The following is a 20968-nucleotide window of genomic DNA, read 5'->3' as shown; positions in this document are numbered from 1 at the left end:
GGGGCATGGCCGAACCGCTCGACGCCCCGCAGCAGGCCTGCTGGCGCGCCTACATCGAGAGCAGCTGGGCGCTGCAGACCCGCCTCGAGGACGACCTGCGCGCGGCCACCGGCCTGAGCATGGCGGACTACCACGTGCTCGTCGTGCTCTCCGAGGCGCCCGGCCGCCGGCTGCGCATGGGCGAGCTCGCCAGCCGGATGGTCTTCTCGCCCAGCCGCGTCACGTACCAGATCACCTCCATGATCAAGCGCGGCCTGGTCCGCAAGCAGAGCTGCCCGGCCGACGGCCGCGGCCAGGAGGCGGTGCTCACCGACGACGGCATGGCGGCGCTGGTCGCCGCCGCCCCGCTGCACCTGGCCACCGTGCGGGACAGCTTCATCGACGACCTCGACGAGACCGAGCTCGCCGTGCTCGCGGACGTCTTCTCGCGGCTCGGCGCCCGGCTGCGGCCCGGCGCCGCCACCCCACACTCAACTGCCGCTTCCGGCCGCACGCCCCGGCCGGCCGGCACCGCCTCGCACCCCGCTGCCGCTTCCGACCGCACGCCCCGGCCGGCCACCACCGCCTGAAGGAGGGCACCCATGCCCGCGATCACCGTCGACGACGTCCTCGTCCTGCCCCGTCTGCCCCGCCTCGACGAGGCCGCCACCCGCTACCGCCCGGTCCGCCGCCTCACCACCGCCCCCACCGGCTACGAGGGTGAGGGCTTCCCGGTCCGGCGCGCCTTCGCGGGCGTACCGCTGAGCGAGCTGGACCCGTTCATCCATCTCGACCAGATGGGAGAGGTCGACTACGCGCCGGGCGAGCCGAAAGGTACGCCGTGGCACCCGCACCGCGGCTTCGAGACCGTGACGTACATGATCGACGGCACGATGGACCACCAGGACTCCAACGGGGGCGGCGGCACCATCACCAACGGCGACACCCAGTGGATGACCGCCGGCGCCGGCATCCTGCACATCGAGGCCCCGCCGGAACGACTCGTCATGAGCGGCGGCCTCTTCCACGGCCTGCAACTGTGGGTGAACCTGCCCCGCACGGCGAAGATGATCGCACCCAAGTACCAGGACATCCGAGGCCGCGAGGCGGCGCTGCTGACCACCCCGGACGGCGGCAGCCTGATCCGCGTCATCGCCGGCACGGTCGCCGGCCACGACGGCCCCGGCTCCACCCACACCCCGATCAACCTCGCCCACGTGACGCTCCAGCCGGGAGCGCAACTCGACCTGCCCTGGCAACCCGACTACAACGCCCTGGTGTACGTCCTCGCCGGCCGCGGCACGATCGGCACGGAACGCCGCCCCCTTCAGCTCGGCCAGCTCGCCGCCCTCTCGGCTGGAGACGCGATCCGGGTGGCGGCGGACGCGGACCAGGACAGCACCATCCCGGCGATGGAGCTGTTCATCCTCGGTGGACGGCCGATCCGGGAGCCGGTCGCGCACTACGGGCCGTTCGTGATGAACACCCGGGAGGAGCTCATGCAGGCGTTCGAGGACTACCAGAAGGGGCGGCTGGGGGTCATCCCGGCGGAACGGCTGCCGCACACCAGCTGAGACTCCTTTGGTTCTGGGCGGGCCCGCGTCGGTGTTCGGCGCGGGCCCGCGCCGCTTTCCGGTGGTCTGCGTGCGCTCGCGTCGTTTCCGGTGTTTGCCGACGGGCTTGCTGTGCTTGCCGACGGGCTTGCTGTGTTTCCGGGGCAGGGATGCGTCGCGCCGGCGCGAGTCCGGGGCAAGGGTGCGTCGCGCCAGCGCGAGTCCGGGGCAGGGATGCGTCGCGCTGGCGCGGGTCCCGGGGCAGGGTTGCGTCGCTTCCGGCGTGTTCGGGAGGCCTGCGGTTTTGTCGGTGGTCGCCGATAACCTGCGGGGCATGGCTGTGGACATCGGCGAGATGCTGGATCGGCTCCTGACCGAGGGCGCGCGTCACTCCGACGACACCCACGACTACGAGCTGACCGTGGTCCCGCTCGGCGACGTGACCCTCCCGACGGGCCGCGTCGTCGCCTGCGACCCGCTCGTCCGCACGGGCGAGACGCAGCCCTTCACCGTCGGTGTGACCCCGGGGCGCTACGCGCTTCGCGCCTGGGTCGCCGTCGCCTATCTGCCGTTGCGGGGGCTCACACCGGCCCTCGTCCCGGCATCATCCCTGCGCAATCGGCTGGAGGCGGATCGGCGCACGGCGGCGCTCCAGCTCGTCATCCGCGACGAGCCGGTCGCATCCTGGGAGCCGGCGCTCGTGGCGGGCCCGGCCGAGGTCGACGAGGACGGCTTCACCATCCACCCGGTCGACACGGGCCTGGCCACCCTCGCCGACGAGCGGGCGCTGCAGTCTCTGTCCACATGGGACTACGAGGAGGTCGAGGCGGTCTTCGTCCCGTCGCTGCCGCCGGAGGCCCCCGGCCGGCTGGGCGCGGTGACCGACCCGGCGAGCGGGGCGAACGTGGTGGCGGTCAGCCCGGGGTGCGGGGACGGGGCATATGCGAGCTTCGTGGGGCGTACGGCGACCGGGGAGGTGGCCGCCTTCGTCACCGACTTCCGCGTGATCTGACAGCGCCCGGGAGCCGACCGACGGCCCACTGCGGAGCCCGCCAGGGCCCACCACGGAGCCCACCCGCGGCCCACTCAGGAGCCCACAGCCGGCCCACAGCCGGCCCACTCAGGAGCCCACCGAGCCCATCGCGGCCCACCACGCCCGCCGCTGGTTCACCGAGCCCACCGAGCCCGCCGCTGGTTCACCGAGCCCACCAAGCCCGCCGCTGGCCCACCGAGCCCACCAAGCCCGCCGCTGGCCCACCAAGCCCGCCGCTGGCCCACCAAGCTCACCGAGCCCGCGCTGGCCCACCAAGCCCACCGCTGGTCGCGACCGTCCGAGGCTTGCGGTCGGGTGCCGGAACCCGGTCAGTTCGGGAAGCTGTTCGGGTCGACGTTGCTGGTGGAGGCGTTGCCGCCGATGATCGGCGTCAGCGTGATGGTCCAGATCGACGACGAGTACGACGTGGTCGTGAACTTGAACGTGTCGTCGAACTTGCTGAACGCGCAGTCCCGGGTGAAGCCCTTGCGCCCGTTGTCCCAGTCCTCGCCCGATGCCGTGTAGATGCGGTACGTGCCGTCGCGGATGCCCTTGGCCGTGAAGGAGCCGCCGCCGCGGACGTACACGGTGAAGACGGGTTTGGGCTTCTTGCCCTTGGCGGGGACCAGGGAGATCGTCGTGTCGTCGGCGCCGTTCTTGATTTTCAGGTGGCCGAGGCCGCCCGTGCTGGTCCGCTTGACGAACGTCCCGGTCTTGAGGCGGCGGTTCTGTTCCTTCGGGGCGGCCGGGAGGAACGTGCCGAACTTGTACGCGGGGTCGGCCGCCGCGAGCTTCCTGGCGTCCTCGCGCACGTTGTCCGCCCAGCCGGACTGGAGCACCGACGTGTACGGCGACGCCGCCGGGCAGTCCTGCTTGGTGTCCGCCGTCTCCTCGACCATGTCGCCGAGGCTCTGCAGCTCCAGGGCCAGCTGGGCGTGCGCGGCCGCGGCGGCGGGCGGCGGCGTGGTGGCGCGCAGCTTCTGCGCCTCCGCACGGATGGAGCCGGCCGCCGCGGGGGCCGCCTTGGCGAACGCCGCGGGGTCGGAGGTGTTCAGCTTGCCGAACGTGGCCTTGATGGCGCCGTCCGAGCCGGCGAGGAGTTGCGCGTACTGCTCCTTGGTGACGGGGCCGGTCGTGGTGGCCTTGGTGGTGGCGGTGATGCCACGCGTGTCGGCCTGCGGGGTGTCGTCGTCGCCCCCGGTGACGGCGCGGACCACGCCGCAGCAGCCGACGACGAGCAGCGCGGCGACCGCGATCCCGATGATCTGGTTGCGGCGGCCGGTGCGCGGGGCGGCCTGGGGCGGCCCGGCGAAGGCGGGGTTCGGGCCGTATCCGGGCGGGTAGGCGCCGGGCTGCCCCGGCGCATAGGACCCTGGCGGATAAGACCCGGGCGGATAAGAGCCGGGTGGGTAGGCGCCGGCCGGGTGAGCACCACCGGGGCCCGGGGGAAAGGCACCCGCGGGATGGGCTCCGGGCGGGAAGCCACCGGGCGGCGGGAAACCACCAGGTGGCGGCGGGAAACCAGCAGGCGAAGGGCTCGGCGGCGGGAAGCCACCAGCAGACGACGGGCCGGGCGGCGGATAACCGCCCGGAGCAGGAAACCCACCGGGCGGCGGCGCAGAAGCCCCGGCCGGAGGCCCGGAAGCCGGAGGCCCAGAGGCAGGCGGACCGGAAGCCGGAGGCCCGGAAGCAGGCGGACCGGAAGCAGGCGGACCGGAAGCCGGGAACGGAGGCGGAGGCGTGAACGGCGTCGACACCCGGATCGTCACCGCGATCCGTCCGCCCGGCCCGTCGACCCACACCACCGCGCCGTCCACCGTGCCCGGCGGGACGGTGACCAGCAGCGAGCCGTGGGTGGGCGACCAGAGCGCCCTTGTCGTGCCGGTCGCCGCCTCGCCGGGCGGGACATCGATCGTTGCGCTGCTGAAAGCCGGCTCCCCCGTCATGGCGACGAGTATGGATGACCCGTACGACAGATCGCTGCCCGGTTCCCGTCAATCGGCGGACGGCGGGCGGACAAGCCGGACGCTTCGATCACCCGGGCGCCTCCGGGTGATCAACAGCACATCCGTCAGGACATCAGGAACATGGCTCCCACGCCCAGCACGACCAGGAGCAGCATCGCGATCAACAGGCCGCGTTCGGACGCCGCGGCGGCGTCGGTCGGGGTGGCGGTGGTGGTCAGTGGTTCGCTGCTCATGAGGGGTCCTTCACAAGGGGATTACCTGCGGCTCAGGGTGCGGCCAGCCGGCAAGGGGCCTACCGTGAGGGCGTCGTCGACCTCGGAAGGGCTGCCCCGTGTCACTGGAGGACTGGCTTCTCACCGCGGACGAGCGCGGCAACCCGGACTCACAGATACCCACCTGGTGCCGGGGAAACACCGCCGAACCACTCTTTCACGGCGCAACGTATTTCGACCGTCTGGTGGCCGAGGTGGAAACGCTGGGTGACGGCGACCACCTGTTCTTCACCGACTGGCGCGGCGACCCGGACGAGCGCCTGCGCGACGACGGGCCGACGATCGCCGAGCTGTTCGCCGCCGCCGCCAAGCGGGGTGTCGTCGTCAAGGGCCTGCTGTGGCGTTCACACCTCGACAAGCTGGCGTACAGCGAGGAGGAGAACCGGAACCTCGGTGAGGACATCCGGGCGGCCGGCGGTGAGGTGCTGCTGGACCAGCGCGTCCGGCGCGGCGGCTCGCACCACCAGAAGATCGTCATTCTGCGTCACCCGAACGCCCCGGAGCGTGACATCGCCTTCGCGGGCGGCATCGACCTGTGTCACAGCCGGCGCGACGACGCCCGCCACGTCGGTGACCCGCAGGCGGTCGGCATGGCTTCCGCGTACGGGAAGAACCCGCCCTGGCACGACGTGCAGCTGGCGTTGCGCGGGCCCGTGGTCGGCGCCCTCGACCTTGCGTTCCGGGAACGCTGGAACGATCCCACCCCGCTCGACCAGCACGGTCCGATCTCGACAGTGACCGACAAGCTCAAGCATGCCGACCTGCGGGCCGACCGGCTTCCGCCGCAGCCCCCGGATCCGCCGGAGTGCGGCCCGCACGACATCCAGGTGTTGCGGACATATCCCGCGATGCGCCCGCCGTACCAGTTCGCGAAACGCGGCGAGCAGAGCATCGCGCGCGGCTACACCAAGGCCATCAAGCGGGCCCGGCGGTTGATCTACCTGGAGGACCAGTACCTGTGGTCCAAGGAGGTCGCGCAGCTGTTCGCCGACGCCCTGAACGACAACCCCGAGCTGCACCTCATCGCGGTCGTGCCGCGGCATCCGGACGTGGACGGGCGCTTCGCGCTGCCGCCCAACATGGTCGGGCGCGAGCAGGCGATCTCGCTGTGCCGCCGGGCCGCACCGGACCGGGTGCACGTCTTCGACGTGGAGAACCACGAGGGTACGCCGGTGTACGTGCACGCGAAGGTCTGCGTCGTGGACGACGTGTGGGCCAGCGTGGGCAGCGACAACTTCAACCGTCGGTCGTGGACGCATGACAGCGAGCTCTCCTGCGCCGTCCTCGACCGTACCCGTGACGAGCGCTCCCCCACCGATCCCGCCGGCCTCGGCGACGGCGCGCGCGTCTACGCACGCGAGCTGCGGCTCGCGCTGCTGCGTGAGCATCTCGACCTGTCCGGCGAGCAGGATCTTCTGGACCCCGAATCAGCCGTACGCGCGGTGCGGGCCTCCGCCGACGCGCTGCGGGACTGGCACCGTGACGGCGAGAAGGGCCCCCGCCCGCCGGGGCGTCTGGTGCCCCACGAGACCGAGCGGCTCCCGTGGCACCAGCGGCTGTGGGCCATTCCCGCGTACCGGCTGATCTACGACCCGGACGGGCGTCCCTGGCGGGAGCGTCGCGCCGGGACCTGGTAGACCTGGCTATACCCCAGGGACTATGCCTGGAAGGCTGGGATCACCGGCCCGCCGCTGCCTACGGTGACGCGGTGTCCACGCCTGAAGCTCCGCTGCGAGCCCTCCTGAGCCGCCGGTACCTCGCCTCGGCGGGTCCCTGGCGGGCCCTCGTCTACGTCGTGACCACCCTGCCGATCGCCGCGCCGGTGAGCGCGGCCATGGCGGTGCTGGTCCTGCCGTGGCTGGCCGCCCTCTCGCGGCTGATCGACGGCGACCTTCCCACCCGTACCGTGTTCGTCCTCATGACCGTCTCGCTGCTGCTGTTCACCGGCTTCGGACCGCTGGCCGCGATCCCGCTCGCCGCGGTCGAGCGGGCGCGCCTCGGCCTCATGGACCCCCGGCCGCTGCCGTCACCGCACGCGCCTGCGCCGCCGGACCCTTTCACATGGGTACGGACGCGCTACGCGGAGACGGCCACCTGGCGGGAGCTGCTGTACGCCGCCTTCCTCGGCCTGGTCGTCCCCGCGGTGTACGGCACGTACGCGCTGCTCGTCCTCCTCGACGTGGCGTTCGTGGTGAGCCCGTTCTTCGCCGGCACCGGCACGGCCACCTGGACCTTCGGCGCGTTCACCGTGCACTCCGCGACACAGGCGACGCCGTTCGCGATCCTCGGCGTGCTGTTCGCGCCGGTCCTCGCGTACCTGTTCGGCCTGATCGGAGCCGGACAGGCCGCGACGGCCCGCGCGCTGCTCGGCGACCGTGCGGGCGTCGCCCTGCGGGAGGTGGCCCAGTCCCGCGCCCGGCTGGTGGACGCGTTCGACCTGGAACGGCGGCGCATCGAAAAGGACCTGCACGACGGGGCGCAGCACCGGCTGACCAGCCTCACCCTGCAACTGGGCATGGCGCGGCTGGACGTACCCGAGGACTCACCCGCCGCCGGACCGCTCAGCCGGGCCCACGAGCAGGCCAAGGACCTGATGGTGGTGCTCCGCGACCTGAGCTACGGCATCCGTCCGCAGGAACTGACCGATCTCGGTCTGCCGGCCGCGCTGCGCGAACTGGCCGGCCGCTCGCCCCTCCCGGTCGCGGTGACGGTCGCCGACGGCGTGCCGCGGCCGTCCGGGCAGATCGAGGGTACGGCCTACTTCGCCGCCTCCGAGGCGCTGGCCAACGTGGTCAAGCACAGCGGCGCGACGAGGGCGGACGTCCTGCTCGCCCGGGCCGGCGACGTCCTCGTGGTGGAGATCCGCGACGATGGGCACGGCGGCGCGGACCCGGGTCGCGGTACGGGCCTGACCGGGCTGGCCGATCGGGTGGCGGCGGTGGGCGGCCGGCTGCTGGTGTCGAGCCCGGACGGCGGGCCGACGCTGCTGCGGGTGGAGTTGCCGTGGCACTCCCCGGATCCGGTCCCTGCTCTCGCCCCCGGATCCGGGTCGCCGACCGGCCGGCTCGGCGCGGGCTCGGCAGACGCGTCCGGGACGGGTGCGGCCGGCCCGCTCGGCCCGGGCGCGGCGGGCGTGTCCGGGGCGGGCTCGGCGTGATCGGCGGGGTGGCGGCGGGCTCCGGCGGCGTGACGCGGGTCGTGCTGGCCGAGGACGGACTCCTGCTGAGGGAGGGGCTGCTGGGCGTACTGTCCGCCGAGGACACGAACCGGCGGGTACTGGCGGTGCTCGCATACCTCGGGGCGTAGTGCCTTCCGGCCGCTGGGGTGCAGCGACTTCCCGCCGCGGAGCGAAGCGCGCTTCCGGACGCGGATGCAGCGCATCCGGGCACGGACCGTAGCGCGCATCCGGACACGGGCGCAGCGCGGCGCGGCGCTCAGGGTCTGGCGCCTTCCCGGCCTGCCTGGGGCACGTCGAGGGTCCAGCCGGCCGGGCACCAGATCGGCGCATCCGGATCGCCGGCGAGGGCGAGGTCGATGTGCCAGGCCTGGATCGGCGGCCGGCCCGCCGCCTCCCAGCGGTCGATGATTCCGATGGCCTCCGCGGCGTACCGTCCGGCCTGTGCGCCACCGGCGGCGACCGCGCCGTCGGGCAGGATCGCCGCGCCGCCCGTGCCGGTCTCGTCGAGCAGCACGAGGGTGCTGCCGTTGTGGCCGATCACCGGGGCGTGGGTGGCGCGGGTGCTCCAGACGCCGGCCGCGTACCAGAGGTCGCGGTAGCCGAGCGAGTCCAGCGGCCGAGCCCACCGGCCCGGCGTGACCAGGGCGAAGTCGGCGAGCACCCCCGGCGGCGGGCTGGGGTGGGTGCGCGGGTGGCCGGCGGTGAGCGGGCCGGCCGCGCTCATGAAACCCGAGGGACACACCACGGACGCGGTGACCGGGCCGTCCGGGTGACCGCGCACGGCCAGCACGGGATGGGTTCCGGCATGCTCCACGGGTACGACGATCAGCCCCGCGGCGGATTCGACACGTCCCGGCGCCGACCCCGGGACACCCGACACCGCCCTCGGGGGACCCGGCACCGCCCCCGCGACACCCGGCACCGCCCCCGGCGGACCCGGCACCGGCTGGATCTGGCGCAGCCAGTGCGGCGACACCCCGGCCACGCCGACCGTGACGATGACCCGGTCGAAGTGCTCGCCCGGGGCGCCCGCGTAGCCGTCGCCGGCGTGCACCCGTACGGATCGGGCTCCCGCACGGGCGAGCGCCGCACGGGCCCGGCGGGCGACGTCGGGCTGGACGTCGACGCTGGTGACGTCCGCGCCGAGCGCGCTGAGCAGCGCCGCGTTGTAGCCGGTGCCGGCGCCGATCTCGAGGACGCGGTGGCCCGGGCGCACGTCCAGCGCCGCCAGCATGATCGCCATGAGGGAGGGCTGGCTGGAGGAGCTGACCGGCGTGCCGTCGTTCACCTTGGTGATCAGCACGTCGTCGCGATAGACGACGTCGAGGAAGTCGGCCGCTTCCGGGGTGACCCACGTGCCGTCCCGCCGCTGGAACCCGTCCGCGACGAAGGCTTCGCGCGGCACGGCGCCGAACGCCGCGGCCAGCTCCTCGCTCAGCGGCGCGCCGTCATGCCGGAGCTGGTCGACGAAGCGACGGCGCAGGTCGGTCACGCCCTCACCGTAGGCCCCGGCGACGCCGAGCGCCCACGCACAGCGGAAGCGAACAGGCTGCGCTCGGCCACGGCCCTCACGTCAGCTGCGCGGCGGCGACCGCCGCGGTGAGGCGTTCCGGGACGTCCGACTCGTGGTACGGCCGTTCCGAGTGCTCGATGTGGTCGAGGAAGTTCTGGTAGACCGCCGCCGCGCGCAGGGCAGCGACCGGCCGGATCAGCGCGACGGCGGTCCCGGGATCGCAGCCGGGCACGCTGCGCCGCCACCGGGCCGCCCATTCCTCGAGGAGCGCGGCCGCGTCCGGCTCCGGGAGGTCTCCGGTGAGGCGCAGGATGTCGTACGCCGGGTGCGCCACGCTCGCGTCCCCCCAGTCGACGATCACCCGTCCCGCCGCGGACTCGCGCACGTTGCCGGGGTGCAGGTCGCCGTGCACCAGGGTGTCCGGGAGGCCGCACGCCTCGATCGCGGCCAGCCGGGCGGGGAGCTCGTCCATCAGCCCGGCGAGCCCGTCGATCGTGTCCAGCCAGGGTGCCGCCGCGCGGGCGATACGGTCGAGCTCGAAGCGGTTGTCGGGCACTCCCGCGGCGAGCAGCTCGGGCACCCGGGTGAGGTAGTGCTCCTGCAGCGGGTGGAAGTCGCGGGCCACCTCCGCGCAGAACGAGGCGCCGGCTTCGTAGCGGTCCTCCCCCGGCACGTGCGCGAGCAGCATGCGCCCGGCGTCGCCCGCCGCCAGCAGCGCCGGGGTGAGCCCGGGCACTGCCGTGGACAGCAATCGCAGCAGCGGCGCCTCGTGTGCGAAGAAGACGGGGACCTGTTTGAGCCAGGCCACCGTTTCGCCGCCCGCGTCGAGACGCCAGATCGCCGACAGGTTCCAGGTCCGCTGCTGCACCGCCACCGCGTCGTCGCGGCCCAGCTCCTTCAGCGCCCACGCCACGGAGGCGGCCGGGCCGCCGGGCACCGCCCACGGCGCCCGCCGCGGCTCCGGCCCCCCGCCCACGGTGACGCCGTACGAAGGCTGAAGCCGGACCGGGACGGCGGGCGAAGGCTGAAGCCCGACCGGGGCAGCGGGCGAACGCTCAACCCCGACCGGGACGGCCGGCGAAAGCTCAACCGCGACCGGGACGGGGTGGAAGACCTGCGCGGCGTACGTGACATGGCCGCCGGGTTGAGCGGGCCGGTCCGCGTGGAGCAGGCGCAGCACCGTCACGTCGATGCCGTGGCGCTCCCGGACGGCCGCGACGATGTCGCTGACCTCCGGCCACCACGGCACCTCCACATCGAACGGCGGCAGCGCGCCGAGCACTACTCCCTCGGCGTCGACGAGCACGAGAGTCACAGTTCTTCCCACGCGTGGCACCGTAACGTGATCGGCCCCGTCGCCGGAGAGGCCTGTGGACAACGTGGCCCGCAACAGGCGTGCCGAGTAGATCAGCTGGTTCTTCGCCGAGCGCTTCTCCAACGCCAGCCCGATCTTGGTCGCCACCCGCTGCGACGCGACGTTGCGGGGGTCGATGATGGCGATCAGCCGCGGGGCGCGCAGCACCGTACGGGCGTGGTCGCGGACGGCGGTCGCCGCCTCCGTCGCCAGCCCGGCGCCGTGCCGAGCTGGGAGAAGAACGGGATGCCGCCGCCCAGCAGCACCGGGACCAGCGACACGACGATCTCGTCGAGCAGGCCGGCGTCGAGGTACTGCCGGGTCAGCGTCGGGTGGCGACCGCGACGATCCGGTCGCCGGCGGTCTGCTTCGCCGCCTCGAGGGCGCTGATCGCGTTGGCCATGACCTTCTCCTTCGCTTGTGCTTGCGGGCACTCGGGAGACGCAGCCGGCGGCCGCTTCTCGACATGCTCGCCGGAAAGGCCGGAGAAGATCAGGTGGTCGCCTCGTAGCGGGCGCGCAACGCCGCCATGTCGGGCCGGCCGTGCAGGCGCAGGCGGGCCATGCCGCCGTCGGGGAAGATGTCGAGGCGTACGTGGGTCGCGACCGGGACGACCGCGACCGGGAAGCGGTGGCGGGTGTCCGGGCTGAGCCGGATCTGCGGCAGCAGCTCGAACCAGTCGGCGGGGTCGTCGAGCAGGCCGGTACGCGTGTCGATGCCGCGCAGGGTGGCGCTGCCGGGCGCGTTGCCCTTGAAGTGGCTGGTGTCCAGCTCGGCCAGCTCGATGACCGCGGGCGCGGCGAGCTGGACGAGGACCCAGTCGTTGCCGTCGTCGCGGCGGCGGGCCGTCTCCCAGCCGTCGCCCATGGAGCGGGCCAGGCCGGGGTGGATCAGGTTCTGCGGGTGGCCGTAGAACATGTTGCTGCAGCCGGCGATGCGGGCGCCGTGCTCGGCGGCGGCCACGTCGAAGACGCTCGGCAGCAGCCGCGGGTCGGGCACGATCTCGCCGTGGACGCGCAGCCGCGCGACACCGCCGTCGGGGTAGATGGTGAGGCGTACGTGGGTGAAGCGCTGCCGGGAGTCCACTGTGAACAGGTTCTGGCTGTCCCCGGCGAGCGGCGAGCGGGGCACCAGGGGCACCCAGGGCGCCTCGGTGAGCTGCATCGGGTCCGGATAGCCCGCCACGGCGCAGCCCTCCACGGAGGCGTACGGCGGGTAGTTGCCGGTGAAGAACGCCGTGTCGATGTCGATGCCGTGGATCACGCCGGGGGCGCCGAGCCGCACGATCGCGGCGTCGTGGCCGGGTTCGCGCCGCCGCCGGGTCTCCCACCCGTCGTACACCTGGCCCTTCTGCCCGAAGGTGCGCGGCGCGAAGACCGGGGCCGCGGGGTCGACCAGGTGGTCGGCGGCGGCGAAGAACTCGTCGTTGGCGGCCACCACCCCGCCGCCGAACGTGCGCGACGCCAGGTCGGGCAGGAGCGTGAATTCTTCCATCAGCGGACCTCCGGTGTCACGAACGGGTCAGGAAGCGGCCCTGCGGCGCCTCGCCGGTCACCGTGCGCCCGCGCAGCCACGTCGCGCGCACCACTCCGGTCAGGGTCTTCCCGGCGTACGGCGTGACGGGGTTGCGGTGATGCAGCCGGGCGGGGTCGACCACGAAGGCGGCGTCCGGGTCGAAAGCGACCAGGTCGGCGTCGGCGCCCACGGCGATGCGGCCCTTGCGGGTGAGACCGGCCAGGTCGGCCGGGCGACGGGCCATCCAGCCGGTCACGTCGGCCAGGGAGTGCCCCCGCTCGCGGGCGGCCGTCCAGATCACCGGCAGGCCGAGCTGGACCGACGCGATGCCGCCCCACGCCGCGGCGAAGTCGCCGGTGTCGCGCCGCTTGAGCTCGGGGGTGCACGGCGAGTGGTCGCTGACCACGCAGGTGATGAGCCCGTCGGCGAGCGCCGCCCAGAGCCGGTCCCGGTTGGCCGCGTCACGGATCGGCGGGCAGCACTTGAACTCGGTGGCCCCGGCGGGGATCTCGCCGGCGTCCAGCGTCAGGTAATGCGGGCAGGTCTCCGCGGTGACCCGGACGCCGTCGGCGCGGGCGGCGGCGATCAGCGGCAGCGCGCCGGCCGCGGACAAGTGCAGGATGTGCACGCGGGCGCCGGCGGCCCGGGCCGCCTCGATCGCGGTGGCGACGGCGGCGTGCTCGGCCTCGGGCGGCCGGGAGGCCAGGAAGTCCGCGTACGCCGGGGACGAGGCGGCCGCGTGCAGGTGGCCGGGGTCCTCGGCGTGGACGACGAACAGCGCGTCGACGGCGGCGAGGGCCTCGGCGAGCTGACCGGGGTTCAGCGGCGGGAACTCGGGCACACCGGAGTCGGCGAGGAACGCCTTGAAGCCGAACACCCCGTTGGCGTGCAGGGCGGGCAGGTCGCCGGAGTTGCCGGGGATCACGCCGCCCCAGAAGCCGACGTCGACGTGCAGTTTCCCGGCGGCCGCCCGCTGCTTGACGGCCAGGGCGTCCGCGGAGACGGTCGGTGGCAGGCTGTTCAGCGGCATGTCCACGATGGCGGTCACCCCGCCGGCGGCGGCCGCCCGGGTGGCGGTGGCGAAGCCCTCCCACTCGGTGCGGCCCGGCTCGTTGACGTGCACGTGGGTGTCCACCAGTCCGGGCAGCAGCGCGAGGTCACCCAGGTCGCTCTCCTCGGCCGCCGGCACGGTGGCGTCGTAGCCGTCCACGGCGACGATGCGCCCGCCGGCGACCGACACGGCGGCGGGCCGTTCGCCGCCGGCGGTGACGGTACGGCGGGACCGCACCACGAGATCGACCATGGGCCGAGCCTAACCGCCCGGCGTGACCGGACGGCTACGTCGCGCAAAGCCGCCCCGCACGGGCACCGCTCGAGGGCTCAGGCCAGCTCGTGCAGGCGCTCGCGGGAGAACCCGACGGCCGCGGGCTCCAGCGCGCCGCAGTCCAGCCCGCGCAGCAGATAGCCGGCGAGGGCCCGGGCCGTGGCTGGCTCGTCGAGGATGCCGCCGGCTTGGCGCTCCTGGTAGCGGCGCAGCCGCAGCACCGCCGCGTCGACGCCGTCGGCGAAGAACGCGTACGTCGCCGCGAACCGGGTGGGCAGCTGGGCCGGGTGCAGGTCCCAGCCCTGGTAGTAGCCGCGTTCCAGGGAGCGCCGCACGAGCCGGTGGTGCAGCGCCCACGCCTCGTGGATCGCGACGCCGGTGCCGACCGGGAGCACGTTGGTCGAGCCGTCGCACAGCCGTACGCCCGTCCCGGCCGCGGCGGCCTGCATGACCGCCTTGGCGTAGTCGGCGGCCGGGTGGTCCATGGCCTGGTACGCCGCCGCGACCCCGGCCGCCGCGCTGTAGTCGTACGTCCCGTAGTGCAGTCCCGTGCAGCGGCCCTCGGCGGCGGTGATGAGCCGGGCCACCGTGGCCGTGCCGTCGGCGCCGAGCACGGCGGCCGGCAGCTCGATCTGGATCTCGAAGCGCAGCGTCCCCTCCGCCGCCCCGTACGCGCATTCCAGCCGCCCGCACAGCTCGGTCATCGCAGCGACCTGGTCGGGCCCGCTGACCTTGGGCAGAGTGACGACGAACGGGTGCGGGTAGTGCGTCAGCCACAGGTCGAGCGTGCGTAGCGCCCGGCGCCGGGTGGGCTCCTCCAGCGACTTGATCCGTATGCCCACGAACGGCGGCCGCGGCCCGTCCAGCAGCACCGCCGCGGCGTCGCGGACCGCGGCGTCCTCCTGCTCGTCGTCACGGACGCCGTAGCCGTCCTCGAAGTCGACGCGCAGGTCCTCGATCGGCTCGGCGCCGAGCTTGGCGCGGACCCGCTCCTCCAGCGCGGCGGGGAACGGCAGGGGCGGGTGCTCGTCGAGCGCGGCGAGCGCCTGCCGGCCCCAGTCGCGGAATCCCGCCACCCGGTCGGCGGGGATGTAGACCGTGTGCACCGGCTGCCGCACGGCGCGCTCGCCCGGGTAGCGGGCCTTGAGGAACGCGTCGTGAGCGGCGAGCCGGTGGTCGAGCGCGGCGTAGTCGTCGTCGCTGAGCCGCACGGTCAGTCGATGGAGTCGTACGCGGCGGAGGTGAGGAAGTCGGCGAAGTCGTCGGCGAGCGCGACGCGTTCGAACAGCTTGCGCGCGTCGTCGAAGCGGCCGGCGGCCCACACCTCGTCGCCCACCGCCTCGCGGATCTTGGCGAGCTCCTCGTCCTCGATGCGTCCCACCAGGTCGGCGGTGATCGGCGTGCCGTCCTCGAGCCGCACGTCGTTGTGGATCCACTGCCAGACCTGCGACCGGGAGATCTCGGCCGTGGCCGCGTCCTCCATGAGGTTGAAGATCGCGACCGCGCCGTTGCCGCGCAGCCAGGCCTCCAGGTACTGCAGGGCGACGGAGACGTTGTTGCGCAGGCCCGCCTCGGTCACCGCGCCGCCGGTGGCCGCCACGTTGAGCAGGTCCTCGGCCGCCACGTCGACGTCGGGGCGCTGCTTGTCGAGCTGGTTGGGCCGGTCGCCGAGCACCCGGTCGAAGATCTCCCGGCAGACCGGCACGAGGTCGGGGTGCGCCACCCAGGAGCCGTCGAAACCGTCCCCGGCCTCGCGCTCCTTGTCCTCGCGGACCTTGGCCAGCGCCACCTCGTTGACGGCCGGGTCGCGCCGGCTCGGGATGAACGCCGCCATGCCGCCCATCGCGAAGGCGCCGCGCCGGTGGCAGGTGGCCACCAGCAGCTCCGTGTAGGCCCGCATGAACGGCGCCGTCATCGTGACCGCCGCGCGGTCGGGCAGGACCATCGCCGGGTTGTCGCGGAAATACTTGATGATGCTGAACAGGTAGTCCCACCGGCCGGCGTTGAGCCCGGAGATGTGCGGGCGCAGCGCCCACAGGATCTCGTCCATCTCGAACGCGGCGGGGATCGTCTCGATGAGCACGGTCGCGCGGATCGTGCCGACCGGGATGCCCAGCGCCTCCTGCGCGTAGGTGAAGACGTCGTTCCACAGGGCGGCCTCGTGGTGCGACTCCATCTTGGGCAGGTAGAGGTAGGGCCCGCTGCCCCGGGCGAGGAGCTCGGCGGCGTTGTGGAAGAAGTAGAGGCCGAAGTCGACCAGGGCGCCGACGGCCGGCTCGCCGTCCACGGGCAGGTGCCGCTCGTCGAGGTGCCAGCCACGCGGACGCATGACGATCGTCGGAAATGGCCCTTCGCCGAGCTCGTAGGTCTTCGCGCCGGTGTCCAGCGTGATGGTGCGCCGGATCGCGTCGTGGAGGTTCTGCTGGCCGTCGACCACGTTCGCCCAGTGCGGGGTGTTCGCGTCTTCCATGTCGGCCAGCCACACCTTGGCGCCGGAGTTCAGCGCGTTGATGGTCATCTTGCGCTCGGTCGGACCGGTGATCTCGACCCGCCGGTCGGTGAGGTCGGCCGGCGCGGGCGGCACGGTCCAGTCCCCGGCGCGGATCTCGGCGGTCTCGGGCAGGAAGCCGAGCGATCCACCGGCGGCGATGTGGGCGCGGCGCTCGGCGCGGGCCGCGAGCAGCTCGTTGCGGCGGGGACGGAAGCGGCGGTTCAGGTCGGCGACGAACGCCACTGCCTCGTCGGACAGGATCTCGGTCACGGGCGGCGACTCCCTTCAACGGCGAAGGCTTTCCCGTACCGTATCGGTCCGCGCAGCCACCCGCCCCCGGGCTGTGGACAACGTCTCGCAGAGACGGCGCAGCGGCCCCCGCGGGGAACCGGGGGCCGCTGCTTTACCACTCCTCCGGCTGGGGATGACCGGAAGAGGTCAGAAGGCGCCGGAGGAGTCGCACTTGGCCTTCTGCGTGATGCAGTTGCGCACCCGCTCGGCCAGCGGCTTGGTCTCCCAGGCGTTCATGAAGTCGCCGTGCATCGACGAGGCCATGCCGCTGGCCAGCTGGAAGCCGGCGCTGCTGCCGCTGGCCGGGTAGCCGATCACGAAGGAGAGCGACGGGATCGCGACCGGGAACCTGCCGCTCGTGCAGGTGCCGTCCGGCCCGGTCGGGCCGACGTGCGACTTGTGGTCGGGGCTGTCCAGGTGTACGCCGTCCCAGCAGTCGGGGAAGGTCAGCTGGTAGGTCAGCTCCGCGGTCTTCGCGCACACCGGCCAGTTGCCGTCGGCGCTGCGGCCGGTCTCGCCGCCCACGCCGGCGCACCAGAACTGGCCGGGAGCGCCCTGCGGAGTGGCGACCTGCTTCTTGGCGTCGCCGACGATCATCCGGAAGCCCTCGGGGAACGGCACGGTCTTGGTCGGGTCCTTGAGCCGGGAGCCGTAGTAGACGGTGACGCCGTGCGGGTCGACCGGCTTGCCGTTCTCCAGCAGCGTGGGGATCCAGTACGCCGACCGGTCCTCCTTCGGCTCGCAGCTGGTCTCCAGGTCGGCGAACAGGGACGCGTTGGTCGAGGCGGCGCTGGTGCTCTTGTTGCCCATGAAGGTGTGCAGGTGCGAGGCGCCGGCCATGCCGGGGAAGACGATCGGGTCGTCGGGGAGGCGGTGGCTGACCTTGCAGCCGGCGTTGAACTCGGGCACGCGCACGTTGCCGGCCGGCACGGGCTTCGCCACGGTCGCGTTGTACTCGACGAGCTGCTTGTCCCACTTGGCCTTGTCGATGGTGACCCACCCACCACCCGAAGCCGCAGCGGAGCCGAGGGTGAACCAGTCGGCGTCGCCGGTGCCCTCGGTCTGCGCGCCGGACTGGGCGGCGTACGCCTCGGCCTGCAGCCGGCCCGGAACGGAGGTCTCCTCGGCACTGGCGCCGGCGACGTAGATGCCGCTGCCACCGAGAGCCACGGCGACCGCGGCGGTCAGGAAGATACGGGTGATGTGTCGGCGCCTCTTCATCACAATTCCTTCGCTTCAGAGCGTTTCCGCGAAGGAGTATGCGCAGCTCAAGCCACTTGCATCAAGTCGCGAAAGAACATTTCAGAATGCCCTCCGGAAGCGTCGCTGGTCGACGCGATTCCCATTCCGGATAACATTTTCCCGAGACCGGATCCTTAAGTCTTCCTTAAGTGCGCAGCAACCGTCGATGCGCGCGGCGCGCCCCGCGGGCCAGCGCCTCCGCGTCGGCATGGACCAGCTCGCCGCGCTCGACCACCGGGCGGCCGCCGACCAGCGCCAGCTCCACCGGCGCCGGCGGACCGAGGACCAGCGCCGCCACCTTGTCGTCGATGCCCTCGTGGCCGAGGCCGTCGAGGCGCCACAGCACGAGGTCGGCGAGCTTACCGGCCTCCAGCGAACCGAGGTCGTCCTGCCGGCCCAGGCAGCGCGCCCCGCCGATCGTGCCCATCCGCAGCGACTCCCGCGCGGTCAGCGCCGCCGGACCGCCGCGCAGCCGGGCCACGTACAGGGCCTGGCGCAGCTCCTCACCGAGGTGCGCGGCCTCCTGCGACGCCGAGCCGTCCACCCCCAGGCCCACCGGCACGCCCGCGTCGAGCAGGTCGCGCACCCGCGCCAGGCCGGCGCCGAGGCGAGCGTTCGAACTCGGGCAGTGCGCGACGCCGGTGCCGGTCGCGCCGAGCCTCGCCACGGCTGCGTCGTCCAGGTGTACGCCGTGCGCCAGCCACACGTCCGCGCCGAGCCAGCCCAGGCTCTCGGCGTACTCGACGGGGGTGCAGCCGAATCTCTCCCGGCAGAAGTCCTCCTCGTCGGCGGTCTCGGCGAGATGGGTGTGCAGGCGTACGCCCTTGCGCCGGGCCAGATCCGCGGCCTCGCGCATCAGCCGCGACGTCACCGAGAACGGCGAGCACGGCGCGACGCCGATCCGCAGCATCGACTCCGGCGAAGGGTCGTGCCAGCGGTCGACGGCCGCTTCGGTGGCGGCCAGCGCGGCCTCGGTCTCCTCGACCACGTGATCCGGCGGCAGGCCGCCCTGCGACTCGCCCAGGTCCATCGATCCGCGCGTCGGGTGGAAGCGCAGCCCGATCCGCCGCGCCGCCTCGATCTCCGCGGCGAACACGTCACCGCCGTCATGGGGGAAGACGTAGTGATGGTCCATGCTGGTCGTACAGCCGGACAGCGCCAGCCAGCCCAGGCCCGCGGCCGCCGCCGCGCCGACCGTCTCGGCGTCGAGGCGGCCCCAGATCGGGTACAGCGTGGTGAGCCAGCCGAACAGGGTCTCGTCCTGGGCCAGGCCTCGAGTCGCCCACTGGTACAGGTGGTGGTGGGTGTTCACCAGCCCTGGGGTCACCAGGCAGCCGGTGCCGTCGACCACGCGTACGGAGCCGTGGAAGCGGCCCGCGTGGCCGGAGCCCACCGTCACGATCCGGCCGTCGTCGCCGACGACGACGTGACCGTCGGCGAACTCCGTGCCGGCCGCGTCCACCGTGGCCACCGCCGCGTTCTCGATGACGATCACAGGTACCACTCCGCGCGGGCCGGCGGCGCGTCGTCGCGGGTCACCGTGCCCTCGATGAGACCGTACGGCCGGTCCCCCGCGATGAACACCTCACCCGGGTTCACCAGGTCGAACGGCGACAGGTCGGCGAGGTAGTGATGCCTGTTCGGCAATGCCAGCCGGATCTCCGCGATCTCGGGCCGGCTCTCCAGCACCCGGCTGCCCATCGAGAACAGCGTCTGCTGCAACGAATAGCTGTACGTGTTGACGAACGCGTTCACCAGCGCGTCCTTGGCCTTCTCGAACGACTCCGCCCAGTCCGCGGCCTCGGACAGGTGCCGCCAGCGCGCGTCCACCTCGGTGGCCAGGATCCGGTCGGTGGTCTCGGCCAGCGTCGTGTAGCGGTCCCGGCGGAAGCCGTGGAACTCCGACGCGGTCGAGTTCAGCACCACGAGGTCCTTGAGGCCGGACACCACCTGCGTGAAGCCCTCCTCCACCGTGACGGCGCACAGGCGGGTGAAGTCGCCCTTGCGCCGGAACGAGTGCGGCCCGAGGCGCTCCCACCCGGCCGACTCGATCGTCACCCGGGCGCGGACCACCTGTGGCTGGGTGCCCACGAAATGCCGGGCGAGGAGCAGCGCGAAGGCCTCCGGCTGGCCCGCGCCGTGCTGCTTGGCGAACGCGTACACGGTGTTCTTCATGGTGTCGGTCGGCAGGACCCCCGCGTTGTCGCCGGTCAGGTGGGTCGCCGTCAGGTCCCCGGACAGCGCCGTGCTCACGGTGAACTCGGTCAGCCCGTGCGTGTCGCCGTCCCGGGTGACCTGGACGAGCCGGGTCTCCGCCTTGCCGTAACGGTTGGGTCCCAGCACGATCGCCACGCGTCAGCTCCCTCGGTAGGTGGTGTAGCCGTAGCGGCTCAGCAACAGCGGCACGTGGTAGTTCCGGTCGGGATCGTGGACCTGGAACGCCACGGTGATCTCCGGGAAGAACGCCTCCCCGCCCAGGTACGGCTCCACGTAGAACACCAGCCGGTAGCCGCCGGCCTGCCAGTCGTGCACCGGCAGGCGGTGCTTCAGCCGGCCGTCGTCATCCGTACGCCCCTCCGCGAGCAGCCGCCAGCCGTCGGAGTCGCGGCGTTCCAGGCGCACGTACACGTCGCGGGCCGGCTCGCCGGAGACCGTGTCCAGGATGTGCGTGGAGATCCGCGCGCGGGCCTCCGCCTCGAACCGCTCACCCGAGCTCATCGAGCAGCCTCTCCAGCCGCAGCAGCGCGATCCGGCGCAGCTGCTCCGCCACGATCGGCCGCTCGGCCGCCTCGTCGTTGCCGAGCCGCTCGCGCGCCGCCGCCAGGATCTCCGCCCGGCTCCGGCCGCTCGCGAAGATCAGGAACACGTGCCCGAACTTCTCCTCGTACGCCCGGTTGAGCTCGGCCAGCGCGGCGGTCGTGGCCTCGTCCGAGCCGGCCGCCGCGGACTGCTCCCGGCGCGACCAGGCGGCTTCCTTCGAGTCGCCCGCGGCGCGCTCGCCGATCCGCGGGTGGGCGGACAGCGCCGCCAGCACGCCGGGCCAGCTCAGGTCGCGCAGCGCGGCCTCCGCCGCGGCCACGATCGCCTGCCGGGACGGGTACGGGCGCCCCGCAGTCATCGCGGCGACCCAGGAGGGAGCCGCGCACACGGCGGACAGGTCCCCCGCGGGCAGGGAGTTGAACGCCTCGACGCGGTCCACCGATCACCCCCGGATCTCCGACGGACAGTCAACCACAGCCGTCGCTGCCCGTACGCC

The 20968-nt window shown here is 73.2% G+C and carries 18 protein-coding genes and 1 pseudogene; 6 read left to right on the top strand and 13 right to left on the bottom strand.

The features are described 5' to 3' along the window. Positions 1 to 5: 5 nt before the first annotated feature. The 3 genes and pseudogenes from AB0K03_RS29380 to AB0K03_RS29370 form a co-directional block, all read left to right on the top strand. Positions 6 to 449 (top strand): annotated as a pseudogene (locus AB0K03_RS29380) (MarR family transcriptional regulator); the annotation flags it as partial. A gap of 132 nt (positions 450 to 581) precedes the next feature. Then, positions 582 to 1553 (top strand): pirin family protein, encoded by a 972-nt coding sequence (locus AB0K03_RS29375; RefSeq protein WP_364691190.1) that lies wholly within the window; start codon positions 582 to 584, stop codon positions 1551 to 1553. Between the two features lie 313 nt (positions 1554 to 1866). Next, positions 1867 to 2544, top strand: coding sequence for a DUF4241 domain-containing protein (locus tag AB0K03_RS29370; RefSeq protein ID WP_364691187.1), 678 nt, complete (start codon positions 1867 to 1869; stop codon positions 2542 to 2544). Between the two features lie 350 nt (positions 2545 to 2894). Here the strand turns inward: AB0K03_RS29370 and AB0K03_RS29365 are convergent, their stop codons facing one another. Both AB0K03_RS29365 and AB0K03_RS29360 read right to left on the bottom strand, forming a co-directional pair. Beyond that, the gene (locus tag AB0K03_RS29365) at positions 2895 to 3782 is read right to left on the bottom strand and encodes a hypothetical protein (protein ID WP_364691184.1); all 888 of its coding nucleotides are present in this window, start codon (positions 3780 to 3782) and stop codon (positions 2895 to 2897) included. Positions 3783 to 4636: 854 nt separating this feature from the next. Beyond that, complete coding sequence (locus tag AB0K03_RS29360) at positions 4637 to 4765, bottom strand: hypothetical protein (protein WP_364691181.1); 129 nt, start codon at positions 4763 to 4765, stop codon at positions 4637 to 4639. A 98-nt stretch (positions 4766 to 4863) separates the two neighbouring features. Between AB0K03_RS29360 and AB0K03_RS29355 the strand changes: the two genes are divergently transcribed. From AB0K03_RS29355 to AB0K03_RS29345, 3 genes are all read left to right on the top strand, one after another. Continuing rightward, positions 4864 to 6441, top strand: a complete 1578-nt coding sequence (locus AB0K03_RS29355) for a phospholipase D-like domain-containing protein (RefSeq protein WP_364691178.1) — start codon at positions 4864 to 4866, stop codon at positions 6439 to 6441. 71 nt (positions 6442 to 6512) lie between these two features. Continuing rightward, positions 6513 to 7961, top strand: coding sequence for a sensor domain-containing protein (locus tag AB0K03_RS29350; RefSeq protein WP_364691175.1), 1449 nt, complete (start codon positions 6513 to 6515; stop codon positions 7959 to 7961). Further along, positions 7958 to 8110 (top strand): hypothetical protein, encoded by a 153-nt coding sequence (locus tag AB0K03_RS29345; RefSeq protein WP_364691172.1) that lies wholly within the window; start codon positions 7958 to 7960, stop codon positions 8108 to 8110. The genes AB0K03_RS29350 and AB0K03_RS29345 overlap by 4 nt, the downstream gene beginning before the upstream one ends. A 128-nt stretch (positions 8111 to 8238) precedes the next feature. Here AB0K03_RS29345 and AB0K03_RS29340 read toward each other — a convergent pair whose 3' ends face one another. The 11 genes from AB0K03_RS29340 to uraD all read right to left on the bottom strand — a co-directional run bounded on the left by AB0K03_RS29340 (position 8239) and on the right by uraD (position 20911). Beyond that, the gene (locus tag AB0K03_RS29340) at positions 8239 to 9474 is read right to left on the bottom strand and encodes a methyltransferase domain-containing protein (protein ID WP_364691169.1); all 1236 of its coding nucleotides are present in this window, start codon (positions 9472 to 9474) and stop codon (positions 8239 to 8241) included. Positions 9475 to 9550: 76 nt separating this feature from the next. Beyond that, the gene (locus AB0K03_RS29335; protein ID WP_364691166.1) at positions 9551 to 11317 is read right to left on the bottom strand and encodes a GNAT family N-acetyltransferase; all 1767 of its coding nucleotides are present in this window, start codon (positions 11315 to 11317) and stop codon (positions 9551 to 9553) included. 24 nt (positions 11318 to 11341) lie between these two features. Continuing rightward, positions 11342 to 12343 (bottom strand): allantoicase, encoded by a 1002-nt coding sequence (gene alc / locus AB0K03_RS29330; RefSeq protein ID WP_364691163.1) that lies wholly within the window; start codon positions 12341 to 12343, stop codon positions 11342 to 11344. A gap of 16 nt (positions 12344 to 12359) precedes the next feature. Then, a complete protein-coding gene (gene allB, locus AB0K03_RS29325) occupies positions 12360 to 13667 on the bottom strand; it encodes an allantoinase AllB (RefSeq protein WP_364691160.1) in 1308 nt (435 codons plus the stop codon). Between the two features lie 77 nt (positions 13668 to 13744). Beyond that, a complete protein-coding gene (locus tag AB0K03_RS29320; protein WP_364691157.1) occupies positions 13745 to 14899 on the bottom strand; it encodes a DUF6986 family protein in 1155 nt (384 codons plus the stop codon). Between the two features lie 2 nt (positions 14900 to 14901). Next, positions 14902 to 16449 carry a malate synthase A gene (aceB, locus tag AB0K03_RS29315; RefSeq protein ID WP_364691154.1) on the bottom strand — a complete coding sequence of 516 codons (1548 nt, stop codon included), beginning with the start codon at positions 16447 to 16449 and terminating at the stop codon, positions 14902 to 14904. A gap of 168 nt (positions 16450 to 16617) precedes the next feature. Beyond that, positions 16618 to 17691, bottom strand: a complete 1074-nt coding sequence (locus AB0K03_RS29310) for a DUF1996 domain-containing protein (RefSeq protein WP_364691151.1) — start codon at positions 17689 to 17691, stop codon at positions 16618 to 16620. A 166-nt stretch (positions 17692 to 17857) separates the two neighbouring features. Further along, a complete protein-coding gene (locus AB0K03_RS29305; RefSeq protein ID WP_364691148.1) occupies positions 17858 to 19207 on the bottom strand; it encodes an 8-oxoguanine deaminase in 1350 nt (449 codons plus the stop codon). Further along, positions 19204 to 20064 (bottom strand): factor-independent urate hydroxylase, encoded by an 861-nt coding sequence (pucL, locus tag AB0K03_RS29300; RefSeq protein WP_364691145.1) that lies wholly within the window; start codon positions 20062 to 20064, stop codon positions 19204 to 19206. Before pucL ends, AB0K03_RS29305 begins: the two co-directional genes overlap by 4 nt. 3 nt (positions 20065 to 20067) lie before the next feature. After that, positions 20068 to 20430 (bottom strand): hydroxyisourate hydrolase, encoded by a 363-nt coding sequence (uraH, locus tag AB0K03_RS29295; protein WP_364691142.1) that lies wholly within the window; start codon positions 20428 to 20430, stop codon positions 20068 to 20070. Further along, complete coding sequence (gene uraD / locus AB0K03_RS29290; protein ID WP_364691139.1) at positions 20417 to 20911, bottom strand: 2-oxo-4-hydroxy-4-carboxy-5-ureidoimidazoline decarboxylase; 495 nt, start codon at positions 20909 to 20911, stop codon at positions 20417 to 20419. The genes uraH and uraD overlap by 14 nt, the downstream gene beginning before the upstream one ends. Positions 20912 to 20968 lie beyond the last annotated feature (57 nt).

It is taken from the genome of Actinoplanes sp. NPDC049316, from assembly GCF_040677315.1.
Taxonomy (GTDB): domain Bacteria; phylum Actinomycetota; class Actinomycetes; order Mycobacteriales; family Micromonosporaceae; genus Actinoplanes.
The sequence above is the reverse complement of the archived record's forward strand: the minus strand, read 5'-3'. Positions and strand labels throughout refer to the sequence as shown.

What these genes read in the sequence shown, in the direction of transcription:
- AB0K03_RS29310 (WP_364691151.1), bottom strand. Translation starts at nt 17,691, where the DNA reads ATGAAGAGGCGCCGACACATCACCCGTATCTTCCTGACCGCCGCGGTC.
- alc (WP_364691163.1), bottom strand. Translation starts at nt 12,343, where the DNA reads ATGGAAGAATTCACGCTCCTGCCCGACCTGGCGTCGCGCACGTTCGGC.
- AB0K03_RS29335 (WP_364691166.1), bottom strand. Translation starts at nt 11,317, where the DNA reads ATGTCGAGAAGCGGCCGCCGGCTGCGTCTCCCGAGTGCCCGCAAGCAC.
- uraH (WP_364691142.1), bottom strand. Translation starts at nt 20,430, where the DNA reads ATGAGCTCGGGTGAGCGGTTCGAGGCGGAGGCCCGCGCGCGGATCTCC.
- AB0K03_RS29375 (WP_364691190.1), top strand. Translation starts at nt 582, where the DNA reads ATGCCCGCGATCACCGTCGACGACGTCCTCGTCCTGCCCCGTCTGCCC.
- AB0K03_RS29360 (WP_364691181.1), bottom strand. Translation starts at nt 4,765, where the DNA reads ATGAGCAGCGAACCACTGACCACCACCGCCACCCCGACCGACGCCGCC.
- allB (WP_364691160.1), bottom strand. Translation starts at nt 13,667, where the DNA reads ATGGTCGATCTCGTGGTGCGGTCCCGCCGTACCGTCACCGCCGGCGGC.
- AB0K03_RS29370 (WP_364691187.1), top strand. Translation starts at nt 1,867, where the DNA reads ATGGCTGTGGACATCGGCGAGATGCTGGATCGGCTCCTGACCGAGGGC.